The sequence below is a fragment of the Bacteroidales bacterium genome, from assembly GCA_013141385.1.
Taxonomy (GTDB): domain Bacteria; phylum Bacteroidota; class Bacteroidia; order Bacteroidales; family Tenuifilaceae; genus UBA8529.
Map to the genome: position 1 here is coordinate 94,184 of JABFRB010000028.1, position 24,241 is coordinate 118,424.

Below are 24,241 nucleotides of genomic sequence, written 5' to 3' on the forward strand. Positions count from 1 at the left end.
CAAATTTGATTACTTGATTCAACTTTATATTGTTAACGTTATTCTTTCAATGTTTCCAAAATTCGTTTTATCGATAGTTCTGCTCCGCAGATAACCTCATCGCTAGCCCCGTAGTAAATAGTAATTTTATCACCATCCACAATATGACCATTGGTAAATATCACGTTCCCGAAAAATCCAGTTTGCTCGTATGTCTGAATAGGCTCCATAATTGGTTCAATGCTCCGAGCAAGTACCTTTGAAGGATCATTAATGTCAAGTAGCAAAGCACCTAAGCAATAGCGATGATCGCTATTGGCTCCGTGATAAATTTCAAGCCAGCCTTTTTCAGTTCTGATAGGTGCTGCGCCTGATCCAACACGCTTTGAATCCCACATGTCTGGACGAGAGGTTGCAATGCACTTATGTTTACCCCAGTGGATAAGATCGAGAGATTCAGCTATCCATATATAGTTTCCACCCAGTTCAGGGCTGCTAGGGCGGTGAAGGGCATAATATTTCCCGTTGATCTTTTCCTCGAAGATAGCACAATCCTTATTGTGAGGTGGAAAAATCATCCCTTCACGATCGAAGCTCTTCCAATCTTTAGTTCTGATAAGACCAACTCCAACCCCAAATTCGGATACCTCGGTAAACGAAAGGCTAAAGCCATCGGTCATAGTAGCTACACGGCAATCTTCAATACCAAAGGTTTCCAACTCCCCTTTCCCGAAAATAGGAGGATAGCCTTCGGGTTCATAAAAACGAATGCCATCATCACTGCAAACAAGTCGTAAGTAAGAGAGTGTTGTAAGGTAATCCTTCTTCTTATAATTGATTATTCTGGGATCAGAGGCATCCAGATCGGGATCGTTTTTATCGAAATTCAAAATTTCAATTGAACCTTTACTATTATATACAGGGAAGCTGATTTTGCCATCAATCTGTTTAGGCCTTTCAGCAACTCGAAGTAGTAGCCATATTTTTCTATCAAATTGAAAAACACCTGGATTGAGCAGGCAAACTATTTCCATACCTTCAATACCTGATTTCAGATCGGCAGGACGAATAAGAGGGTTTTGCGGGAATCGTTTACCAATATCCATAATACTCTTTTTGTGGGTAGCAAATCTACAGACGATTGAATAAAACCATGTCCGCTCCGTTCCCAATCTTGTCCTGTATAGTACAAAATACAAGGGTTTCAAAAAGTCTGTCGGAAACGCTAAAACTCCTTTAATCCTTAAAAAGCAATGTGATTGATCTCGGCAAAGAGGTATTTTATATCACAATAGTTCGTTAAAACCTTATTAATGTCAGTTCGATGTAAGGTGTCATCCTGAGCGAAGCGAAGGATCTAATTGTCTAAATACGAGATGCTTCACTTCGTTCAGCATGACAAAGCAACAATCTAATACTAGGCTTATGATCAATGTGTTACGCCTACATCGAGTTGACGTTTATTATTGATTTGTGATATTTTGTGTTTTCGTGTTTTGGTGGCAAAATTTTTATAATAGCCACCAAGTCACCAAAATACACCAAAAAGTTTACTGAGCTATTGATGTCAATAACAGGTTTAATTTTCTGCCGATTTGTTTCTGTAATCTGAAGGGGAACAATCATAAGCCTTACCAAACAGCTCATAGAAATGGGTTCTGCTGGCAAAGCCTGTTTGGTTGATAATTTCGCTCACCGTCATTGAGGTTGATTTAAGCAGCATGGCTGCTTTGCTCAAACGGCGTTGGTTTATAAGATTATGGGGTGTTGTTCCAAGCACCGATTTGGTTTTATTGTAAAGAGAAGATTTACTGATAGCCAGCTTATCACAAAGTTTCTCGGATGAAAGGGTTTCATCATCGATATTCTCATCAATGTAGCTGAGCATCTTCTGAAAAAATGGATCGGGGATATCCTTCACCAAAGCAGGATTCCCGTCCTGCTTACCAAAGTGGTTTCTGATACCAACCCTCAATTGCAAGAGTTTTTCGATACGAACTTTAAGATGCTCGGGGTGAAAAGGTTTAGGAATGTATGAATCAGCTCCAGCTTTCAATCCAGCAATTCTGTCCTCAATTTCAGCTTTGGCTGTAAGTAGAATCAACGGCAGGTGACTTGTATCAAAGTTTTCGCGTAGTTTACAGCAAAGTTCAATGCCATCCATTTCGGGCATCATTATATCGGAAACAATCAGATCTGGCTTATCGGATAAAACTTTACTGTAAGCATCAAGGCCATTAACAGCAAAAATGATGTTATAGTCTGCCCGAAGAAAATCTCTGAGCAATAACAGAATTTCAGGATCATCATCAACCAGAAGTATCAAAGGTTTTCCGGCAGATATTAATGGATTTTCTACCAAGTTTTCAGATCCCATTTCATCAATGAATCCTATTTCATTCGATTCATCAATTGGTTCATTAATTAACTCCTCTGGGCTAAGCTGATGTACATTGTGAAAAACACAGATAAATTTTGATCCTTCGTTGGGAATGCTTTCAAAGCTAATAATCCCCTTCAGCAACTCAACAAGCCCTTTTGTAACAGCAAGGCCCAAGCCCGTTGATCGGTATCCCGGAAAACTTCCCTTCTTTTTTGCAGAAGATATACCAAAAGGTTCGAAAATCTTTTGAAAATATTCGGGCTTTATTCCAATTCCTGTATCGGTAATTTCAACAATAAGCGATGAGTTTTCGGATTTAATATTGACTTTGACAAATCCTCCTGGAATATTATATTTTATGGCATTCGATATCAAATTGGAAACTATTCGCTGAAACTTATCTGCATCCGTTTTGAAGACAACTTCAGGGTTGGGCGCAAGAATCTCACAAGTGATATTTTTTTGCTGCAAAAGCAACTCAAAGTCAGAAATTATCTCTTGTACAAGCTCAACTGGTTTAGTCAATTGGATATTTAATGGTTCTTTCCCCTTTTCCAACTTTCTAAACTGCATAATTTCGAGTACCAATTTCTGAAGTTTAAGGCTGTTGTTGTAAACCTTTAAAAGACGAGGATTTTCAAGTGTACTGCGTGTATCCTCAAGCAAAGCGTGAATATGCGAGGTGATCAGGGTAAGAGGTGTACGAAACTCATGAGCCACGTTAGTAAAAAACTCTATTTTATAACTTTGTAACTCCGCTTCCTTTTTCTTCTGAAATTCCTGCAATACCGCCTCCTTTTTTCTGGCTTCACGCCTACGATAGGCTGTGAAAATTAACAATTGGATACCAATGAACAGCAGGCAATAGCCGATAATTGCCCACAATGTTCTCCAAAATGGGGGTTTAATGATTATTTCTATCTCCCGGATATTCTTCGACCAGTTTCCATTCTCATCACTTACACGTATCTGAAGCAAGTATTTACCCGATGCCAGATTGGAGAAACTAATGGGCTGATTCCGTGGATTGGTAATCCATTCATTGTCAAAGTTTTTTAATCTGTAAGATATTCTGTGGCGTTCCTGTCCCCAAAAAGTTAGAGGAGAAATATATAACGTAATTGTATTCTGATCGTATTTCAGTTTCAAGTTTTTCTGGCGGTTAATTCGGCTAGTAAGTACGCTTTGATCTCCTATTTCCACCAGCTGGTTTCTAATAAAAAGCTGATTAATTGCGATTGGAGGAAAGTAGGAAGAAAATTTAATCTCATCTGTTTGAATAATATCTACACCCATTGTGCCACCAACAAAAAGTCTGTCTGTTTTTACATCGAAAAACGAAGCACCATCACTATATTCAACGTTAATTAGGCCATCGTTCACGTTGAAACTCCTTACTTTACCTCCGCTGCTATCAACTAATGAGAGTCCCTGATTGGTTGTAACCCATAAATTACCAAGATTATCACGCTGCATGGCATGTATGCTTGTATTAGATAGATCAGACTGAACATTTAATCCGGCCACCTTTACCGAATCGTCAGAGATTGGTAATAAATTGAAAATGCCATTACTGCTCCCTACCCAAATAAGTCCTTTAGGATTGGCAAACAAAGAAAGGATATCATCATTCCTAATAACACTAATGTGAGTTAGTGTTGTATATTGTGAAATTAACCTCTTAGTAATTGTATTATAGCGATATACTCCCAATCCCCTGCTTCCTATCCAAATCATCCCCGGTTTTTCCTCAGCCAAAGAATAAACTATCTGCTTTTGTTGTCCTTGTGTTGTAATGCTTTTATCAAGAATTAGCTGCTCGCAGCCAATTGGCAATGAACCATTTTTCTTATCCAGTTCAATCATTATAACCCCATAACCGCTGGTTCCGAGGTAAATTTGATGATCGCTGTTTTCAAGTATGCGGTAAACCGAAGCAAAGTTCAATGGGTTTAGGATTCTAAAATCACGAGGGAAGTTTTTAATAGTCTTATAATCAGGAGAAATAATATCAACACCTTTACCATCGGTGCCAACCCAAATAGAACCATCACTGTGCTCATGGAACGAAAGCACTGAATTGTTGCTCAAACCATCTTTGACCGATATTCTCCGAATATGATTTCCATTGGCATCAAAAACGTCTATTCCTCCTCCTTTAGTACCTATCAGAACATCTCGTTTGCGGGTTACGAGAATACTTCGGACAATCGGGTATGCCAATTGATTCGACGACAGGCTTTTATTCGGAAATTCTGTGAGTTTCAGAGTATAAACCCCATTCCCATCAGTTCCAATCCACAAAATATCGTTTTCAGTTTCATAGATACTTAATATTCGGGTGGCAATGGTATTGTGGGCGAACTGATCTGAAAGTATATTAAGTACATCAAAACTATTGGTTAATAGATTATAACTATAAATTCTACCCTTTTCAGTACCAGTCCATAGCCTGTTTTTATCCTGTGAAAGAGAGAACGAGGTAATTATATCATCTGGAATCCTGAGTTGTTGAACCGACTTAACCTCTAGGTCAACCATAAGAGCCGTTCCTGCTCGCTGGGTAATAAGAATATATGGATGCTGGTCGATCAATATTGCAATTGATGATGTCAATGTTCCTGTTAAAGGCAATTGCAGAAACTCTTCGAGGTGATTACCTGACATTAAAATCAATTTACCATCTCCCGAAATACAATATACCTGATTCCCCACCACATGAATACGTTTAATGCCCAGAGAGATGGTTTGCGAAGTTTTGTCAAAAACAATTTTACTGAATTGTCTTGATATACTATCAAATCTGAATATGCCGTACCCAAAAATCGAAACTAATGCTCCATTGCTATTTGAATGGCAGATTGCAATATCGTTTTCATAGTTTATCTGTTCCGATTCCTTTGTAAAATACGAGGTGAATCGATCATGTATATTATCGTATAACCCAACACCCTTATTGGTGAGAATCCAAATAGAACCTGATGCGGTGGGGTATAACTCCCGAATAACGTGATTGTGAATCGAATTTTGATTGCTGCCAGGCAGGAAAGTTACAATATTGCTACCATCATATCGGTTAAGTCCGTTCCAAGTTCCAAACCAAATATACCCTTCTGCATCCTTAACAATAGTATTCACCGCACCGTTCGATAAACCATCGCGGCGTGAAATGGAATGTACATTTGTTCTGTACTCTGCGCTAAGCGAAAGCGATATTGATAAAAAGAGTACTAGATTAACGAGTTTTCCAGCCATTTTGCACGCAGAATCAGAGATCAGTCAATGAGTTCGTAAAAGTAGAAAAAACAGAGAATTATACGAATCAAGGGTTTAAAGATAAATAGAAGTGGTATGTATATACAATAGTTCGGTAAACTTTTTGGTGTATTTTGGTGACTTGGTGATTTTGTGGCTACTATAAAATAGTTGCCATCAAAACACGAAAACACAAAATAGCACAAAAACAAAATGTTACAAATCAATAATAAAACCCTAACGAACTATTGTTTATAATGATGAATTGTAATATGATTCCCTTGTCATGCTGAGCGAAGCGAAGGATCTACCAATCTAAACAACAACTAAGATGCTTCACTCCGTTCAGCATGACAAGAAACAATGTATTCTGGAAACTCCAACCCCTCTCCTTTATGATGATGAATTGCAATATGATCCCATTGTCATCCTGAGCGCAGCGAAGGATCTGTCATTTTGATTTAAGAACAAGGATAAACGATTTATGATATTTGCCGAATCAGCTTGTTTATTACAATCTTCTAAAATCTACATTCGTTGATCCTTGTTCGATATTCATAATCCTCCCAATCCAAAATTTTCCTACATTTGTTTCCACTCAACGGAAAAAACAGATCCATGAACATAACGCTCACCCGCAAGCAGCGCATAATTATCCGAACCCCCGATGATGCCTTCAAAGTAATGAAGGAGATACTCATGCGTGAGGATAAAATAGACCGCGATAAGGAGCACTTCTGGGTGATGGGTCTTGCCCCGAGCCTCCGCATACAATACGTTGAGCTGGTTAGCTTGGGCTGCGAAACAAGAACCTATGCCGAGCCCATAAACGTATTCCGCTTTGCGGTGACGAAGGGCTGCACAAAGGTAATCCTAGTACATAACCACCCCAGCGGCAACCTTACACCCTCCGCAAAAGATTTAGACCTCACCGACAACCTAATTCAGGTAGGGCGTATACTCCACATCAATGTATTTGACCACCTAATTATCTCCACCAAATCCTACCTGAACTTTGAGGCTAAAGGTTTAATGGAAAAGCTGGAAAAAAGCACCAAATACGTTCCCTCGTTTGAGCTGATTGAGCGTATCCGCGCCGAGGAGAGGAAGATTCGGGAGGAAGCGGTAAGGGTTGCAGAGAAAGAAGGGAAGTTAGAGGGGAAAAAGGAAGAAAAGATTGAGATTGCCAAAAACAGTTTAAAAGAAGGTCTTTCAGTTGAGCTAATTATTAAGCTTACGGGCTTAACGAAAAAGGAGATAGAAAAGATAAAATAGAATTCACCCGAAATACACATTAAATATTGTGTGATTTTATCATATAATACATGCTAAATTGGATGGTAAAATATACTTATAAATGAGTTAGCCGCAAGGTTAAAACTGCTTTGAACGATAATTAAACTTTGTTAAAAACAGAAAGAAACCCGCTTCTAATCAATAGCCAACGCACATTGCAGCACATTTGCAAGCCCACACGAGCCAACGCTAAAATCAAAGATTTGCAAAAGAGCTGCAACTTTACCATCACACTTTCCTTACAATTAAGTATTTTTGAAATATGAAATACTCTAACAGGAATATTACGATATGATTAATAGCGATGATATATACATAAATATGTCAAATAAATTATTTGATGTTTTTTATGTTGATGATAATAAATATGGGAGACAGCAGGTTGATGGAAGTTATAAGTTAATTAAAGGTAAAATTACTCCCGTTACTGTTGATGATATGTTAAGAAATCAAAAAAGTCTTTTAACATATCAAGAATTACATGTTTTAAATAATGCATTAATTAAGTGGATTTGTATAGATTTAGATATAGTTAAAAAGGAAATAGTTGAAAATTCTATTAATCAAGATAATCTTAAACTTGTAAAAGAATCAGCTGATGAAGCATGTGCTTTTTTGGACTCCATAAGTATTCCTTATCTATTAGAGTTTTCGGGCAGAAGAGGTTTTCATATATGGATTATTTTCGAAAAATTAGTTTCAAAAGAGATAGGATACAAACTAATTGAATATATACATGAAAACACTGTTTTAAAACTAAAAGATAATATAGTTGCTGATAAATTCCCGAAGACACCAAATGTCTCGCCAAAATCTAAAGGAATTGGCTTTGGCGTTAAGTTGCCTCTGTCCCAGAATAAAGGCAGCGGTAAGCTATCTTTTTTTCTCAAGAACCTAGATGCGTTTGATTTTAACGAAGTAAATTGGCTTGCTGTACCTAACGAGCATTTCTTAAATGAACAATTTGAAATTTTAAATAAATATAAGACAGTTAGTATTGATCAGATACAACCTTTTCTTGATGCTTTTGACAATTATCCTGTTTTTAATAGATTCAAAGACAATTATCTTAAAACAAAAAGGGTAAACTCTTTTTTGTCAATTGATATTAGTTTGGATGTTATTTTGTCTTCCTTAAGAAAATGTGAACATTTAGAGAAAATACTATATAATTACGAAAAGGGCTTAGGGGGTAAAGAACGAAGTATATTGGTTGGTCTGTTGACTCAGCTTAAAACTACAAATGATAATGATTTTGGAAATAACTTATTAATGGAGTTATTTTCTAACATACAAGGATTTGATAAGGAAAAGACTAGAAAAAACTTAGAGAATTTGAAGTATTATCAGCCTATAACTTGTAGGAATTTAGGCAAATGTGAAACATGTAATGAATGTAATGTAATATCTCCGATTGAATTAATTCAGGGAGTTGAACTTAGTGACAAACCTAAATATTCTATATCTAGTTTAGATCATAAATTATTTGAAAAAATAAGATTTGCTCTCGATAATTATTCATTAAGAAACGATGAAGTTCCTTTATATCCTCTTTTAGAAAAAAATAACCATTTAAGCTTTTATGAAATAAATAAATCAATCGAGAATGTTTATAAAGGAATTAACCTAGCTAATTATGAAAGCTATATTTTTCATAGAAATGAAAAAAGCAAGATTAGAGATTTATATAATTTGAACACCAATAATAATTTCATATCTACATTTTTTACATTTATATTAAATACCATTTATTATTCTGAAATATCTAATAATTCTTATGGATATGAATTTGTTCCAAGTTTTTATCAAGGTAATGTATTTCAAAATTGGTTTGTAAATTGGATTAAGTATACGAAAAAAATTGAAAATGTACTATATAATGAGGAGTACTCTGAATACTTCATGATTAAAATTGACATTAAACGATTTTATGATACTATTAACTTAAAAAGATTAAAAATCAAGTTAAATGAAGAAGCCCCGGAAAGTATACGCTTGAAATTAGCTGAATTGTCAGAAGACGATGGAATTAAATATAAACAAATAGTTGATTATTTAATTAATTTAAGCATAAAAACCACAGGAAATTCAGAAAAGGGGTTGCCTCAAGGACCTGTATACGCTCGTTACTTAGCAGAATTATATTTAAGTGGTCTAGATATTTTAATCGAAAATTTTATAATTAAAAATCAAGGAAGAGAATACTATCATAGATTTGTTGATGACATATTTATTTTTGTTGAAACTAAGGAGAGAGCAGGTATTCTTTATGAGAGAATTTCAGATTGGATAGCTATAAATGATTTGGAATTCAATACAGAAAAAACTAAAGTAATTAATGTAAAAGAATATGCTGATTCAGAAGAGTACAATAAATTTAAGGATGATACTAAATATGATATAAATTATGTTAATAAGAATAAAAATGTTTTATCAGAAAATGAGATTCAAGATGCTCTTTTAAAACTTGAAAAGCTAACCGATGATACGAAATTTGGATTAAAAGACAACTTGCGTTTTTTTTATTATCAATTCAAAGGTGATAAACGATTAGATTTTATAAGGAAAAAACTTTCAGCAATTCTTCCTTATTCAAGTGATGGACGGGGTACTCTGTATTTCTTATTTTATGCTGATTTGATTGTCAATTTTAAAGGTATATTTTGGAGTTTAATAGATAGTATTGATAATATAAAAGGTCTCTCATTAACTCATTATTTTAACACGATTCTTTTATCGAAGGATTGTAATTCAAATAATATTGAATTAATAAAAAATCTAATAAATAAGACATACTCACGAATTGATTTATCAGATGCTGACAAATTACTATTGGCAACATTGACTTTAAAAAATAAAATAGACATAGACCTTAAATACCCAATAGAAATTATGAATTTGGCTTTAGAAATTCCTGGGTTAAAATATTCCATTGAATTTTGGGATTCTATTCATCGTAAACTCGAACAATTAACAAATAAATACCTTTTTCTTAAGGAATTAGAACGGATTATTAAGGAAAACGAATACTCCATAGAATTTTTAAATAAGCTTTCTGAATATTCATTTACAAGATTTAGCGAATGGAAGGCAAATGAAGCAAGCTCGGATTTTATAGATACGGAGGAAATCCTAGTTCTATATTATCATTGCTTATGTTTTTTAACCTTATTTGAAGCGACTAAACAAAATAATGTTAGACCTGCTTGGGATTTATTACTTAGTAAATCAATAATTATTAAAGTTTCTAAGACTGATTATGAATTTTATTGGATTAATAGGCTGCAAGAATTTGAATTTCAGGATTTCTCTAATGAAAGTTACAACTTTATATTAAGTGATAAATTTGGTTCAAGCTTAACAACCAAAAAATGCCAAAATAACTTTGTAGAACAATATCGAAATGTGCTTATAGTTTTTTTATTTGCTAAGGATCATGTAAATAAATTTAAAGATTATAATAAGAATATTTCTCAATACGTTGAAAATACTTCATTATTTTATAAGTGGGTTAAGAATCCAAATGTCAATTTATATCCGCAAAATGATAATATATGTTTAAAGAATATAGCATTAAATGGGTTAATAGTATTATATACTCAAGATAATATATTTGTTAAAAGTATTAATAAGGAATTACAGCATTCAAAATACAGTTATATCTCAATTCAAAATAGCTTCACTAATAATGAAATTGAATACGAAAATGCAGGAACACGATTAGATACAGAATTGTTTTCTGAGAACTTTTTCGATGTTATAATAAAATTGTCAAAGATCATTAAAAATCATCAAGAATTCAGCTCTTTATTCAATGCAAACTTGCCTTATTTTTATAATCCTTGCCTTTCTATTGATTCAAAACCATTAGTGCCTTTTTATTCTGATTTCCCTAAACTTATTACTAATGAAGGGTTATCTCAAGATTTTTCAGTTGATAGCTATTGGTCTAATTTAAAAGGTATTTTAGCCAATGTTGAGAATATTAAAAAGATAAATATTGTTGATGATAATAATGCTTTCAATTTTGGGTTAAGTAAATTAGAGGATAGGCTTATACCTTGTTCCTCAATTTTAATAACCTGTAATGAAGATAAAATTAAGTTTATTGATGAGTTTACTAAGATTATAGAAGGCAAAAACATTAAAACCATTTTTCAATTTCAATATTACTGGACACATACTATTTATAATTCTATTCGTTCATTGAAAAACAAACCAGTAAAGAGTTTATTGATAAACTATCTAAGTATACATTTCTCTTTTTTCATTAAAGATAATGCTCATATTGATATTTTCTTTTCTGCAAATGACAGATTGATTCCATCCGATAAAAATTTATTTGATTTTTTCAATACAATTAAAAATTCTATTGATATTTTTCAATCAGAGGTTGAAATTTCAGAATTCAATTTCATTTCAAATGTTTTCGATGAATACATTCCTTCTTTATGTTTACATAATGAGAACTCAACAGATATATGCTTTGAACATAAATGGTTTTCTAAAATAACAATAGATATAACAAAGAAGCGTGATTGGAAAAATGAATCGGATAAGTATATTCTTAAAATAAATAATACAGAATTAGATGATTCTATAGCTATTTATCTCTATGATTCTTACTCATCGTCTTTTGAGATATTTACTCTTGAGGATTTAGAACTAAAATCTAAAAATGACTACGTGTTTACATATAAATATGATAATAAATTGCTTATTTATATACCGGAAAATGAGATTTCATATACTTATCAACGCATTTTAGAACGACATGATATTTTTAATAATGCTAAAAACGAAAATGATAATATTTTATTGAAATTATTTCCTAAAAATGGATATTATGAGCGAGCAGAAAAATGTTATAGTATTTTTCCTAGGATTATTAACATTGAAAAAAATCTTTCTATACATTATTCTACAACAACCAATTTTAAAGAAAGGATTGTAACATGGTTAAGTAACTTTAATGAGGCAAGTATTCAAGGGAGTCAATTAGAGAGCTATATGAATCAACAAGGTTTGAATTTTGAATCGCTTTATAATTGTATATTAAATATATTAGATTGTCACTACCCAACAACATTAGAGGATATTGATTTTATAAAATCAAAAATTGATCAATATGTTAATGATCCTGATTTTATACTATTTTCAATTAAAAATTCAGGCGAAGATAAAAATGGTTTAGATAGGTTAATGAAAAAGATAGGCTTTAAGGACAGATATATTGATTTTAAAAAATATAAAAAAATATTATTTGAAACTGAAGGTCATGAAAATAAGACCTTAGTCATTATTACTGATATTTCTATTTCAGGTACGCAACTTAAAAAAGCTTTTAATTACTATAATTTTCCATTTAAAGATGATGGAGATTTTGCAATAAATAGCAACAATATAAATGAGAAATGGGGTAATAAAGTGCCTGAATCAGAAAGGTATTTTGTATTCCATAAATATAAAGAGTCAGATACTTTTAGGACTAACTTAAAGGCGTTTAAAAAGATTATTATTTTGTCACCAATTATTACTGAAACATTTAAAAATAATCTTTTAAAATTATTTAAAACTGAATTTAAGCTTGAGGCTGATATTAAATTTGAATCTAAAAATGATGCAATCGAAGATGCAATATATTTGTTGGGTAAAAAGGACATTCATAAACCGCATTATGATTTATTCATTAAGTTAGTTCTAGATGTTGAATTAATAGATAAGCTATTTAATTTAAAAGATAAATCAGATTACAAACAAAGTTGTAAAGTTAAAACATTGCCTGAAAGGAATTTATTGCTTCGTGTTGGTTCATTACCCTCAAAACATATAATGTTGTTTTCATTGTACCCTAAAAAAGGTTTTCCTTTATTAGATTATGAAGGGAACTGGGGCGTTTAATATGTTTACCCCCATTAAACCGAGGCTAAAAAAAACCAAAAATGATTGGGTTGGGCGGTTGGCTGTGCCGCCGTCCATCTATTGCCTGCACAAATACTCAAACAATAAAAAAACCCTGCTTTCGCAGGGTTCATTATGCTCATATTATTCAACCATGTTATGGTTGTTTTTTATCTTATACCTTTCCCCGCATTGCATGCGGGGCTATTCACATTTAATCCCTTCGGGATTGGATATCTGAAACATACCATTTTTGTGTATTTGAATTTAGTCCGTGCGGGGCTATTCATCTTCAATTATTTCGGGATTATATGGCTGAAACCCGCTACTTCGCCATTTTCACTTCCAGCTCCGTAACCTTTCCCCTCGCAATAGTCACCTTAAAGCTTTGGGGGGCATAGCCTGTAAGCGAAACGCTGGCATTATAACCCTCTGGGTGTATTTTAATGATTTCGGCTATTCCATCAATATTGGAGGTGGCTGTTTTGCCGTTTATCGCCAACACCGCCCCTTCTAAATCAGCTCCCGTTGTGGCATCAGTAACATGTACTTGTATCCCGCTGTGGTGCGTGGGCAGCTTTTCTACGCTACGGTTCAACAGGTACTCCTTTATCATATCGGCATGGGTTGCTGAGTATGAGCTCAACAATAGGTTATCTATAATGTCTAAACTTTTATCGATGGAGTGTATTAATTCTTCAAGCCCCTGTGTTCCGCCTGTTTTATGCGCTTGTGCTGCTCCAGTAGTGCCAACGGTATGCTGGTATGCTGTAATTGCGGCGTTTACCTCTGTAACATCAGCAGGGGTGAGCTGTACGCTTGCCATGGAGGCGATGTTTGCGTTAAGCGCATCGCGCACGTTTTTAATCTTTGCAAAAGCGGCATCCTCTGCTACGTTCATAAAAGCCGATTTAGGGACATCAAAAACTTGCGCCAACCTGCCATTGCCCGTGTCAAGAGCCCAAACGTAAGCTCTTTGTGCTTTGTTCACGATAATGTTTACCATAGCCATAAACGCATCGTTCTTTGTATGCGTAACCCCCTTTATATCGGCATGATGCTGTTGTATGTAGCTCGAAAGTTCGGTATTGAGCGTTATAAAGTTGGTTATTTCGTTCGCTAAACGGGTAAAAGTTGCCCATATAACACTGTAAAGCGGATTGCCAAAGAAAATAAGCATCTTCTTATACATTCCGTTTTTCTCAATTTGGTGATGATTCATAAGTTCTGTTTTTGAATTAAAAAATTACGGTTTAGTAAAATGCCATCAAATATAAAAATTTCAGGTTAAATCACATAAAAAATTATAATTCCATTTTTACTTGCTATATCCGTGTATTCACTTTTTATATTCAGGTGTTTACTTGCAACATTCACACGCTTACTTGAACATTCAGGAACTTACTTTCTAGTTCAGGAGTTTACTTTTGATATCCATGTGTGTACTTTCGATATCCATGTGCTTACTTTTTAGTTCAGGAGCTTACTTTTGATATCCATGTGTGTACTTTCGATATCCATGTGCTTACTTTCTAGTTCAGGAGCTTACTTTTGATATCCATGTGCTTACTTTTTAGTTCAGGGGCTTACTTTCGATATTCATGTGTCTACTTTCGACATCCATGTGTTTACTTGCAAGTTCAGGAGTTTACTTTTGATATCTATGTGTGTACTTTCGATATCCATGTGCTTACTTGCAACATGAGCGAACTCGCAAGCTCGGTTGCTTCGCAAAAAACGCTTGCAATGACGCTTTTGGCGGAGGTTTTGGACAAACTCTATATAGTGGCTTAAATTAATCTACGCAACAGGTTCTTTCTGCTCCACCGCTTGTACCACTTGAATAGTCCTATGTTGGATTTTTATAATGGTTAACTCATAACCCTCAAGGGTAATCTTATCATTTAGTTTAGGAATACGATTGAAGTTGAAAAGCATTAAACCCGAAAGAGTATTGTAGTTTTCACTAATAGAAAAAGGGTGTGGAAGATGATCGTTGATATCGATAAGCGGCGTAGTTGATTGAATAATAAAGGTTCGCTCATCCTTTTTCTCAACAATAGGCCTTTCGTCATCATCCTCGTCCTGAATTTCACCAACAAGTTCCTCAAGAATATCTTCAAGGGTAATAAGACCCTCGGTTCCTCCAAACTCATCAATCACAATGGCTATATGCAGGTGGCGTTTTTGAAACTCTGCAAGGATATCGCTTATCCGCTTGGTTTCTATTACATAGAAGGTATGGTGGAGTAAATCCTTAAGATTAAAATCTGGGTTCTGGTAATGTCCTTTAAGAACATCTTTAGCGTAAGCAATACCAATTATATTATCAATAGAGTCCTGATATATTGGGATTCGGGAATACCCATACTCAAGAATTTTATCAATAATCTCGTTCTTTGGGGTATCGATATCAATTCCAAAAATCTGCTGCCTTGGAACCATAATTTGCTTAACAGTATGGTCTGTAAAATCAAAGGCATTCTTAATAATTTCATAGTTTTCCTCCTCAAGCGCACCACCCTCCTTGCTTTGTTTTACAAGAAGTTGAAGTTCATCGGTGCTATGAATATCATGCTCCCCAATAGGATGAATGCCAATTAGCTTAAGAAACATATTTGAGATGGCATTCATCAACCAAATAAATGGCTGGAATATTTTATAGAAAAGGGTTAAAGGGTATGCAACAAATAGTGTTGTAGATTCCGGTTTACGAATTGCAATTGATTTAGGAGCTAACTCACCAAAAATAATATGAAGCATGGTGATTAAAATAAATGCCGTTGGCAGCGCTAAGGCGTGGAGCGTTTCAGGTGTAAGGGTAAGTCCAAATAAGGAAATTATTTTCGTTAAAATGGATGCAACAATTGGTTCGCCAATCCAACCTAAGCCAAGACTAGCAAGTGTTATTCCTAGCTGTGTTGCTGATAAGTAGGTATCCAGATGCTTGATAATGTGTTGAGATGTTTTAGCAACCTTATCACCTTGTTCTGCTTTTATCTGAATCTGGGAATATCTCACTTTTACGATAGCAAATTCTGCGGCAACAAAAAATGCGTTAAGTAATACTAATGAAAGGGTAATAATAATATCTAGTAACATTTTTTAAAGAGTATGATAATATGCAAATTTACATATTTTTGGGCGAATCGCTTTACAATAATGAATCTATATCCACTTTATAATCGTACTGAAGATCTTCGTGAAGTGTTGATAATGCCTTTTTTATTCTTTCGAGTTGTCGCTGATATAGATTATTAAGGATATTGTTTGTTTGAATTGGTAATCCGGAGTTTTTAAGTTTAGCGCAGAAATAGATGAGTACTTCGACCTCCGTTTGCTTGGATGCAGAGTATTTTATGTATTTATTTGCTATTCGGAGTGTTTTTCTAAGGCTTTTTTTGACATAGTAAACATTGTTTTTGTTCATTCCCTCCAGTTGCAGATCTATTTCTTTCTTGATGCCCTCTATATAACCTTGCTCATCGCCAGCCTCGAAAAGTAGATAGGTGAGCAACTCCTTATTATCCTTCTTGTATTTAGCCAATCGCAGGCAAAGAGCCAGAATCTCATCAGGTTTTTGCGATGATAGTTCATTTTTAAGCTCATTCAAAGAGGCTGTTTTCACAATGATTCAGAGTGGTAATTAATAAATATCTTCTTCATCATTCCTTCCAATCAATTTACTTACATATAAAACTCTTAAGAAAACCAAAAGCATTCCTGGAAAAAATATAGTTTGGAGAAAACGAAAAATAAAGAAATTAAGAGGTCCAAGGTATATTAGTAAAGAAAATCCTATAATTAAAAAGATATCAAACGACATCAGTAACCGATTTCCTGCTCTTGTTACAAAAGCACTTGGTAGTGGTTCATTAAGTATTTCATGCGATATATTTCTGATGAAAAAGTAAAGGCAAAGAGTAAATATAATTGGTGAAATTACCCCAAAGATTAATAGGATAAATGGTGACTGAAACACTTTAAAACTGTACAGTAAACCGGCTGTTATTGTTACAAAAAGATTAAATGAAAACGCTGCATATGTTCCTACAAGATCACCCATCCAACGGTAAAGCAAACTACTTTCAAAACGATTATCCTCCGACATTTTATTGGAATTAGTATAACCACAAAAATATCCCTTATTTTTGATAGACCAAATACCCTTTTTTCTGAACATTGTTTTTAGGGTTATAAAGATTTATAACTTTGCTAATTGAGAAAATAACCAAAACATAACCTCTTTTGAAAAAACTTGCCGTAATAATTTCAGTATTTTTATTGATTATCTGCATCTTACCAAGATGTGCCAAAATTGTTACTCCAACAGGCGGGGCAAAGGATACACTTGCTCCCGTCTTAGTTCGAAGCAATCCTGCAATGAATGCACTCAACTTTAAGGGAGATAAGGTAACTCTAACTTTCAATGAAATAGTTCAACTTAAAGATATTCAGAAGAAATTGGCTATTTCCCCTCCTATGATCAAAAAACCAGAATTGTTACAAAGAGGGAAAAGTATAGAAATTCGTTTTAAGGACACTCTTAAAGATAACACCACTTATACGATATACCTTGCCGATGCAATTGTTGATAATAACGAGGGCAACCCGATAAATAATTTTGAATTTGCTTTTTCCACAGGAAACTCTATCGATTCTTTAACATTATCTGGAGTGATTAAAAACGCATTCACCCTTTTACCCGAGGAGAATGTTTTTGTCATGCTTTACAAGGATCATAATGATTCAACCCCTATCAAACAACTCCCAAAATATCTTACCAGATCAAATAAACATGGTTTATTCATTTTTAAAAACCTACAATCTTGCGATTATAAAATTTTTGCCCTAAAAGACAATAACTCTAACTATAAGTTCGATCAAATTAATGAGGACATAGCTTTTCAGAATGAACTCATCAAAAAGGAGATGCTTAAAGAACCTTTACTGTTAGATACTAGTAGGCATGCAAGTAGAGATATTAATCTATTGATGTTTAAGGAGAGTAATAGAATTCAAGCACGACTGGGATTTTCTCGCAGCAAAAGACGCAAGTTGGCATTGACTTTCACTAAGAAACCTGAGGGGCAAGTTCTGTTAACACCATTAAATTTTAAGGTTGACAATAAGTGGTATTTAACTGAAACCAATCGCAGTAAAGATTCGCTGATCTATTGGATTAACAATGATAAAATTAATGCTTTAGATACTCTTGTATTTCAGGTTTCCTACCTTAAAACGGATTCTTTACAACAACTAAAACCCAAACTTGATACTCTAAGATTTATATACACCGAAAAAGAAGTCGTTCAAAAACGTAAAAGAAACAAAGATAAACCTGAAAAGAAAGTTTACCTAAAAGTGACTAGTAACATTAAAAGTTCTCAAATAGCAAAACCAAATAAACCTTTTGAATTAACTTTTCCAATTCCTCTTGAAAAGATTGATGAATCTCTAATCTCCATCACAAACCTTAAAGACTCATCAAAAATTGGAAATATAAAACTGGAAAAGGATACGATAAATCCTCGTCTTTACAGATTTAGTCATGCCTGGGAATCAGATGGAACATATAAACTCGAAGCACTTCCAGGAGCCTTTTTTTCGCTAGATAGTATTGCAAATGACACAGTTAAAATTCAGTTTAAGGGAGCCAATCCTGATAATTTTGGTATACTGAACTTTAATCTATTGAATTTTAAAAACGCAGCAATTATTGAACTACTCAACGAAAATAAATCGCAGGTGATTGAGCGTTTAATGGTTAAACCTGATGAAAAGGTAGCGTTGAGTTTTATTGATGCCGGAAAATACACTTTGCGTTTTATTGAAGATTCAAATTTGAATGGGGAATGGGATACTGGTTGGTATTTAAAAAAGATTCAACCTGAAAGGATTTACTACTATGATGAAGGAAAATCGAAGGGAGTGATTACCGTCCGAGCAAACTGGGAAAGCGAAATTACATTTGATTTTAATAAGTAATTTAAAACAACCATTATGTCAGTTCTAATGAATTTTGCCATGTTCCCAACCGATAAGGGAGATAGTGTAAGTCATTACGTTACCAAAATTATTAGGCATCTTCGTCGTACAGGACATCCCTCCCAGCTCACTGCAATGGGAACATTAGTTGAAACAGAAACTCTACCCGAGGCGATGGCTTTAATTAATGAGGCTTACAAGGTATTAGAAGATGATTGTGAAAGGGTTTACGTTTCAATAAACCTAGATATTAGAAAAGGGAAAAGTGGGAGAATCGAGAGTAAGATTCGATCAATTGAGGACAAAATTGAAGGGAAAGATTAATTATTTATTGAGATTTTATATTAAAAGCATGATGAAAAGAGCCATAATTTTAACACTGTTATTCATACCCTCAATATGCTGGGCGCAAACATATATTGGCATTAAATCAGGGTATTCTCTCTTTTCAAGTATCTCATTTAAACCCGACTTAAAAGCAACTGCTTTCCCGGGAAAAAAACCCGACTTTGGACTAATCCTAAAATACTACGATAATAAATGGGCAGGATTTCAGGGTGAAATCAACTTTACACAGCGTGGGTATATTGTGCCTTTTAAAGATACCGCTAAACTTCAACATGTAAGCAATTACGTTGAAATACCTATTTTTTTCCAAGTCCACAGCGATATAGCAGGATTATATTTTCATATCAATCTGGGCTGTTATGCTGCTTATTTGCTTTCTGCAAAACAAGGTGTTGATACAACTGGAAAAATGGTATTACAAAACTATGATTTAAATATACTTCGCGACAATCGTTTTGATTATGGTCTAATTGGTGGTGCAGGGATAAGCTACGAATTCGGTTGGGGGGTTATTCAAGTAGATGCAAGAATGTCATACGGTTATACGGACCTTTATGACTATAGATATACAGGAATGCCCGAAAAATCAAATGCACTAGTTCAGAATATTAGCATAAGCTATATGTATAATTTTAGTAAATTGGGTAAAAAGAAAAAACATCCTGAATTTCAGTAAAAAACAATCTATGCAAAAAATAATTATTACTATTATCTTTCAAATCCTTGCTATATCTGGGTTCTCTCAGGTTGGATATACTCAGGAAGGAATTGCATCTATCTATGCTGAAAAATTTGAGGGTAGAACCACCGCATCTGGAGAGAGCTATAGCTTTCGAAAAGCAACCTGCGCCCACCTAACAATTCCCTTTGGCTCCTTGGTCAAGGTTACGAACTTAACCAATAATATCAGCGTAATTGTTAGAGTGAATGATAAAGGACCTTTTATCCCCGATAGGATTATAGATCTTAGCCGTTCTGCGGCAGAAAAACTTGGATTTGTTGTTCAAGGAAAGGTGAAAGTTAAAATAGAAGTAATTGAAGGACCATCTCAATCACAACCAATTACTCAAACCCAGATTGCTATCGACCAAAATACTAATCAAACTAAAAATCAAAATACTGAGGTAAAACAAGAAATTCAAGAGGTAAATGATTTTTATGAACTGAAAGTGAATTCATTCCAACCAAAAGGATTTACCATACAAATTGGAAGCTATAAGGAAATGGTGAATATGCTTAGAATAGCAAATGATATTAAGAACACTCTTAAAAAAGAGGTGTACGTTCAGGTTATTACAACAAACAATGAGAAAATCTACCGATTATTTATAGGGAATTTTTCCTCCAGGAAAGATGCAGATATATTTAAGGGAAAGGCTATTAAACTCTATCCCGATTGTTTCATCGTTGAAATGAAATAATATTTCAAATATTGTGTCAATTAGATTTCCACTTTCCTTAACTTTTTACTCAAACAATTGCTAGATTTATTTTAAAAAAATTATCTTGCCAAACAAACATAATTTTAACTATGAGAAAACTTCTATTACTTTCATCCCTTTTCCTTTTCTGGATTTCTGCTACCGCACAGGACGAGAGTCGTGTTCTAGGCACATGGCTTACTCAATATGGCGACTCAAAGGTTACCATTAAAAAGGATGCTGATGGTAAATTCTATGGGGAAATATCTTGGCTTAAGGAACCTAATAAAAACGGAAGCCCTAAAGTTGATGATAAAAACCCTGATGTAAAATTACAATCGAGACCTATTATGGGTTTAAAACTTTTAGATGGGTTTGTCTTTTCAAAGGATGATAATGAATGGATTAATGGAAAAATCTATGACCCTAAAGAGGGAAAAACCTATAAATGTTTAATGTGGTTCGATGAAGAAATCAATAAACTTCATGTTAAGGGTTACATTGGCTTCTCCTTAATAGGGAAACAAGTTATTTGGACTAAAGAAATTTAAATGATATGAGGATATCCCGGATACTTACTGACTTTGTCCGGCTTTTTTATCCTAACCTTTGCATGGTTTGCCATAACGACCTTGCAGAAGGAGAATCGGTGATTTGTACTACATGCCTTTACCATATTCCTAGAACAAAATACTGGCTTAATGCAGAAAATCCGGTTGCAAAAATATTTTGGGGGCGAGTGTTTGTTGAAAACGCTTGCTCCTTTTTCTTTTTCACTAAGGGTAGCCGATATCGAAAACTCCTTCACCATTTAAAGTATAATGGAAAAAAAGAAGTTGGTTTTGTTTTGGGTAAAGAATTTGGCAATGTGCTCAAAAAAGCACCCCTTTATAAGGAAATAGATTTTATTGTGCCGGTACCGCTTCATCACAAAAGATTAAAACAGCGAGGATATAATCAGGCCGAAGAAATTGCAAAAGGGCTTGGAGATAGCATAAAAATTCCTATTTCAACGGATAATCTTATTCGATTATCATATACTGAAACTCAAACTCGAAAAAATCGAACAGAAAGAGTGGAAAATGTTTCAAAAGCATTTCGTCTTGCTAAACCGGAGGAATTCAAGGGAAAACATATTCTAATTGTTGACGATGTTATAACTACAGGAGCAACCCTCGAAGAGTGCGCTGCGGTTGTACTTGAAGCCGAAGGTGTAAAAGTCAGTATAGTTACCTTGGCATACGCATCTTTTTAATTGCCATTACCCCAGCGATGAATATCAGATTCAAAACCCAATATATCCAAAACCCTATTAACTACAGTCATCTCAAGTTCCTTCTTATCATTAGGCTTGCTATAAAATGATGGACTTGCAGGGTAAATAATACCGCCTGCAAGGGTAATAGTTTTCATATTTTCAATATGAATAAGATTTAATGGAGCCTCACGGGTAACAAGAATCAGTTTTTTTCTCTCTTTAAGCATTACATCAGCAGCCCTCGAAATCAAATCATCACTAGTCCCAGATGCAATTCTACCTAAAGTCCCCATTGTACAGGGAATAATTATCATACTATCATATCCTGCAGAACCTGATGCTATTGGGGCAAATAAATTATTGCTTGAGTATTGATGTATAATTTTAGAGTCGATTGTTAAATCACCAATTTCATATTCCCATACTTTTTTTCCACTCTCAGAAAAAACTAATGCAACTTCTGCCAGCTTGTTCTCAAAAGATATCAATTTTTCGAGTAAATGTTGGGCATATATTGATCCACTAGCACCTGTAACAGCAACAATTATTTTGCTTGGCATAATAAATTCAGTTTTTACAAATATAATCTAATGCGAGTCAAGAAACATTTAAATCAAGAAAACACAATTTTTATTCGGTTTAAACTAATTCAACTCATATATTAGCAACAAAATAACTAAAGATAAGTTTATGACCAAGTTTATCGAAAAGCCACAGATCATAAAAGCTGCGGGCAATAAAGTAAAGTTAATTGAGGAATATTTTGGAAGAGTAACATCGAATACCAATGAAGTAAGCGTTGCTAGAATGGTTAGCCCCGATGGCTGGGTTGAACCAGGACAATGCCCCGAATTCAACGAGTATACCGTAGTTCTTAAAGGCACCTTATGCGTTAAAACAAAAGAAAAAATCTTTGAAGTTAAGGCCGGACAAGCCATTCTCATTGAAAAAAACGAGTGGGTTCAATACAGTTCTCCTTATGAAGGTGGCGCAGAGTATATTGCTGTTTGTCTTCCTGCATTTTCTCCAGATACAGTAAACAGAGATTCTTAGTAATAAATTTAGCAAATAGTTTTTGTTTCAAATATTGACTATACGGGAATCATTTTTAGTAACTTTAAGCAGAAATTCGTAATCGCTTAAACAATGAAAACCCTATATATTTCAATACTTTTGGCGTTTGTCTGCCTCTTTACAAACGCACAAAATGCCTCACGACCCACCATTTCAGAGATGAAATGGGGTCTTGATTATAATCTCCATATAAAACTCTCTAACGACACTAATTATGTTATGGATGTTAGGGGTTTATATCACACAGGTAAAAACCTATTTATCGATACAACAGATCAATCAACAACCTACTACCCAGTATCCCTTGACAATGAGTTTATTCAGTATCTAAAAGATCAAAAATTAAAGGAGAAGGACGAAATAAAAGCCGATTCCACATTAGGTGTTCAACTAAAAACTCTTTGGGGTGCTTTGCATTGGAGCATTAAAGGAGGTTATGTGCATTTCATTAACTGTTTAGTTTATACACTTGAATCTAATCAGCTTTACTTAACGGATCCAATCATGAAACGCCCCATTTCTGATTGGAAACCTAAACCAATGACAGAATCTTTTAGAAGAACTCACAAATGGGAATATTATATTCCATACAATCAAAAATCTGCAAAAAAAGAATATCGTCTACGTAAACAGGATGCTGATTTAAAAGATTTGATAGGTGTTCCAGCAAATTTCTTAGATCTTTTTTTAAACACCTCCCAAAAGCAGTATGAGCAATATCGTAAAAATCAGAATAAACAATTAGTATCGCAAATAGATTTAATTCGTTTACTGCTTGGGGCAAAATACCTAGGGAAAGATCAAATTCAATACATTCAAAGCAAAGTGCTAACTGCTGTATTAAGATATAATATCAACACATTGCCTTCGGTAATCATATTCGACGATTACAATGCAGCTGTCTCAATGACACTTGACAACACTGGATATAAAATAGGATATGTTGTTTTCCGCGATCAAAACTCTATCAGTGGAGAGGAAACAGAAATACGTTTCAAAAAGATTGAACTACTTATAAAAGCTGTAAACGATGCAAATGATAGGGTTTTTAAGAAAAAATTGCAGAACTATTATCAGAAAAAAACATAAAAACAATTTCTTGTTTTAATTTTTAAAGATTTCGAAAAAACTTTACAACAATAATGCATTACGACAAAACAGCAACTCAAAATATTTACATCCTTTAAATCTTTGATATTATTGCTGTTATCTGGATTACTCCATATTTCCCTCCAACCATCAAAATCTTTGCCAAAAACTGTTACAGCTTGTCGAATTGACCTTAAAAATGTTATTTTTGCAAGTTGCTGAAAAGCATTTTTGAATATCTAAGATAAA

General features: G+C 34.1%; 17 protein-coding genes. 10 read left to right on the forward strand and 7 right to left on the reverse strand.

All coding sequences use genetic code 11. The features are described from left to right. Window positions 1-38: 38 nt before the first annotated feature. Window positions 39-1,085, reverse strand: a complete 1,047-nt coding sequence (locus HOO91_16355) for a glycosidase (protein ID NOU19130.1) — start codon at window positions 1,083-1,085, stop codon at window positions 39-41. A 473-nt stretch (window positions 1,086-1,558) separates the two neighbouring features. Next, window positions 1,559-5,617, reverse strand: a complete 4,059-nt coding sequence (locus HOO91_16360) for a response regulator (protein ID NOU19131.1) — start codon at window positions 5,615-5,617, stop codon at window positions 1,559-1,561. A 618-nt stretch (window positions 5,618-6,235) separates the two neighbouring features. Here HOO91_16360 and HOO91_16365 point away from each other — a divergent pair. Continuing rightward, complete coding sequence (locus HOO91_16365; GenBank protein NOU19132.1) at window positions 6,236-6,892, forward strand: DNA repair protein; 657 nt, start codon at window positions 6,236-6,238, stop codon at window positions 6,890-6,892. A gap of 312 nt (window positions 6,893-7,204) precedes the next feature. Then, the gene (locus HOO91_16370; GenBank protein ID NOU19133.1) at window positions 7,205-12,814 is read left to right on the forward strand and encodes a hypothetical protein; all 5,610 of its coding nucleotides are present in this window, start codon (window positions 7,205-7,207) and stop codon (window positions 12,812-12,814) included. A 325-nt stretch (window positions 12,815-13,139) separates the two neighbouring features. Here HOO91_16370 and HOO91_16375 read toward each other — a convergent pair whose 3' ends face one another. The 4 genes from HOO91_16375 to HOO91_16390 form a co-directional block, all read right to left on the reverse strand. Then, window positions 13,140-14,036 carry a hypothetical protein gene (locus HOO91_16375; protein NOU19134.1) on the reverse strand — a complete coding sequence of 299 codons (897 nt, stop codon included), beginning with the start codon at window positions 14,034-14,036 and terminating at the stop codon, window positions 13,140-13,142. A 578-nt stretch (window positions 14,037-14,614) separates the two neighbouring features. Further along, window positions 14,615-15,916, reverse strand: a complete 1,302-nt coding sequence (locus HOO91_16380) for an HlyC/CorC family transporter (GenBank protein NOU19135.1) — start codon at window positions 15,914-15,916, stop codon at window positions 14,615-14,617. A 52-nt stretch (window positions 15,917-15,968) separates the two neighbouring features. Continuing rightward, on the reverse strand, window positions 15,969-16,442 hold the full coding sequence (locus tag HOO91_16385; protein NOU19136.1) for a hypothetical protein: 474 nt from the start codon (window positions 16,440-16,442) through the stop codon (window positions 15,969-15,971). An 18-nt stretch (window positions 16,443-16,460) separates the two neighbouring features. After that, on the reverse strand, window positions 16,461-16,997 hold the full coding sequence (locus HOO91_16390) for a hypothetical protein (protein ID NOU19137.1): 537 nt from the start codon (window positions 16,995-16,997) through the stop codon (window positions 16,461-16,463). 65 nt (window positions 16,998-17,062) lie between these two features. On the opposite strand from HOO91_16390, the gene HOO91_16395 reads away from it, so the two are divergent. The 6 genes from HOO91_16395 (at window position 17,063) to HOO91_16420 (ending at window position 21,826) form a co-directional block, all read left to right on the forward strand. Beyond that, the gene (locus HOO91_16395; GenBank protein NOU19138.1) at window positions 17,063-18,802 is read left to right on the forward strand and encodes an Ig-like domain-containing protein; all 1,740 of its coding nucleotides are present in this window, start codon (window positions 17,063-17,065) and stop codon (window positions 18,800-18,802) included. A gap of 15 nt (window positions 18,803-18,817) precedes the next feature. Next, a complete protein-coding gene (locus tag HOO91_16400; protein NOU19139.1) occupies window positions 18,818-19,126 on the forward strand; it encodes an MTH1187 family thiamine-binding protein in 309 nt (102 codons plus the stop codon). 28 nt (window positions 19,127-19,154) lie between these two features. Continuing rightward, window positions 19,155-19,826: a PorT family protein gene (locus HOO91_16405; protein NOU19140.1), complete on the forward strand. Its 672-nt coding sequence runs from the start codon at window positions 19,155-19,157 to the stop codon at window positions 19,824-19,826. A 10-nt stretch (window positions 19,827-19,836) separates the two neighbouring features. After that, a complete protein-coding gene (locus HOO91_16410) occupies window positions 19,837-20,571 on the forward strand; it encodes a septal ring lytic transglycosylase RlpA family protein (protein ID NOU19141.1) in 735 nt (244 codons plus the stop codon). Window positions 20,572-20,681: 110 nt separating this feature from the next. After that, complete coding sequence (locus tag HOO91_16415) at window positions 20,682-21,122, forward strand: DUF2147 domain-containing protein (protein ID NOU19142.1); 441 nt, start codon at window positions 20,682-20,684, stop codon at window positions 21,120-21,122. A gap of 5 nt (window positions 21,123-21,127) precedes the next feature. Then, window positions 21,128-21,826: a ComF family protein gene (locus HOO91_16420; GenBank protein ID NOU19143.1), complete on the forward strand. Its 699-nt coding sequence runs from the start codon at window positions 21,128-21,130 to the stop codon at window positions 21,824-21,826. On the opposite strand, the gene HOO91_16425 is transcribed toward HOO91_16420, so the two are convergent. After that, window positions 21,823-22,389: a UbiX family flavin prenyltransferase gene (locus HOO91_16425; protein NOU19144.1), complete on the reverse strand. Its 567-nt coding sequence runs from the start codon at window positions 22,387-22,389 to the stop codon at window positions 21,823-21,825. The two genes, HOO91_16420 and HOO91_16425, sit on opposite strands and share 4 nt — an antisense overlap. Before the next feature lie 130 nt (window positions 22,390-22,519). Here HOO91_16425 and HOO91_16430 point away from each other — a divergent pair, with 130 nt between their 5' ends. Together HOO91_16430 and HOO91_16435 are read left to right on the forward strand one after the other, a co-directional pair. Further along, window positions 22,520-22,882 carry a cupin gene (locus HOO91_16430; protein NOU19145.1) on the forward strand — a complete coding sequence of 121 codons (363 nt, stop codon included), beginning with the start codon at window positions 22,520-22,522 and terminating at the stop codon, window positions 22,880-22,882. Between the two features lie 93 nt (window positions 22,883-22,975). Beyond that, window positions 22,976-23,992 carry a hypothetical protein gene (locus HOO91_16435; protein ID NOU19146.1) on the forward strand — a complete coding sequence of 339 codons (1,017 nt, stop codon included), beginning with the start codon at window positions 22,976-22,978 and terminating at the stop codon, window positions 23,990-23,992. Window positions 23,993-24,241 lie beyond the last annotated feature (249 nt).

Excerpts from the sequence above, each read along its gene's own strand:
- HOO91_16355 (NOU19130.1), bottom strand. The coding sequence starts at position 1,085 with ATGGATATTGGTAAACGATTCCCGCAAAACCCTCTTATTCGTCCTGCC.
- HOO91_16360 (NOU19131.1), bottom strand. The coding sequence starts at position 5,617 with ATGGCTGGAAAACTCGTTAATCTAGTACTCTTTTTATCAATATCGCTT.
- HOO91_16365 (NOU19132.1), top strand. The coding sequence starts at position 6,236 with ATGAACATAACGCTCACCCGCAAGCAGCGCATAATTATCCGAACCCCC.
- HOO91_16370 (NOU19133.1), top strand. The coding sequence starts at position 7,205 with ATGATTAATAGCGATGATATATACATAAATATGTCAAATAAATTATTT.
- HOO91_16375 (NOU19134.1), bottom strand. The coding sequence starts at position 14,036 with ATGAATCATCACCAAATTGAGAAAAACGGAATGTATAAGAAGATGCTT.
- HOO91_16380 (NOU19135.1), bottom strand. The coding sequence starts at position 15,916 with ATGTTACTAGATATTATTATTACCCTTTCATTAGTATTACTTAACGCA.
- HOO91_16390 (NOU19137.1), bottom strand. The coding sequence starts at position 16,997 with ATGTTCAGAAAAAAGGGTATTTGGTCTATCAAAAATAAGGGATATTTT.
- HOO91_16400 (NOU19139.1), top strand. The coding sequence starts at position 18,818 with ATGTCAGTTCTAATGAATTTTGCCATGTTCCCAACCGATAAGGGAGAT.
- HOO91_16405 (NOU19140.1), top strand. The coding sequence starts at position 19,155 with ATGATGAAAAGAGCCATAATTTTAACACTGTTATTCATACCCTCAATA.
- HOO91_16410 (NOU19141.1), top strand. The coding sequence starts at position 19,837 with ATGCAAAAAATAATTATTACTATTATCTTTCAAATCCTTGCTATATCT.
- HOO91_16415 (NOU19142.1), top strand. The coding sequence starts at position 20,682 with ATGAGAAAACTTCTATTACTTTCATCCCTTTTCCTTTTCTGGATTTCT.
- HOO91_16420 (NOU19143.1), top strand. The coding sequence starts at position 21,128 with ATGAGGATATCCCGGATACTTACTGACTTTGTCCGGCTTTTTTATCCT.
- HOO91_16425 (NOU19144.1), bottom strand. The coding sequence starts at position 22,389 with ATGCCAAGCAAAATAATTGTTGCTGTTACAGGTGCTAGTGGATCAATA.
- HOO91_16430 (NOU19145.1), top strand. The coding sequence starts at position 22,520 with ATGACCAAGTTTATCGAAAAGCCACAGATCATAAAAGCTGCGGGCAAT.
- HOO91_16435 (NOU19146.1), top strand. The coding sequence starts at position 22,976 with ATGAAAACCCTATATATTTCAATACTTTTGGCGTTTGTCTGCCTCTTT.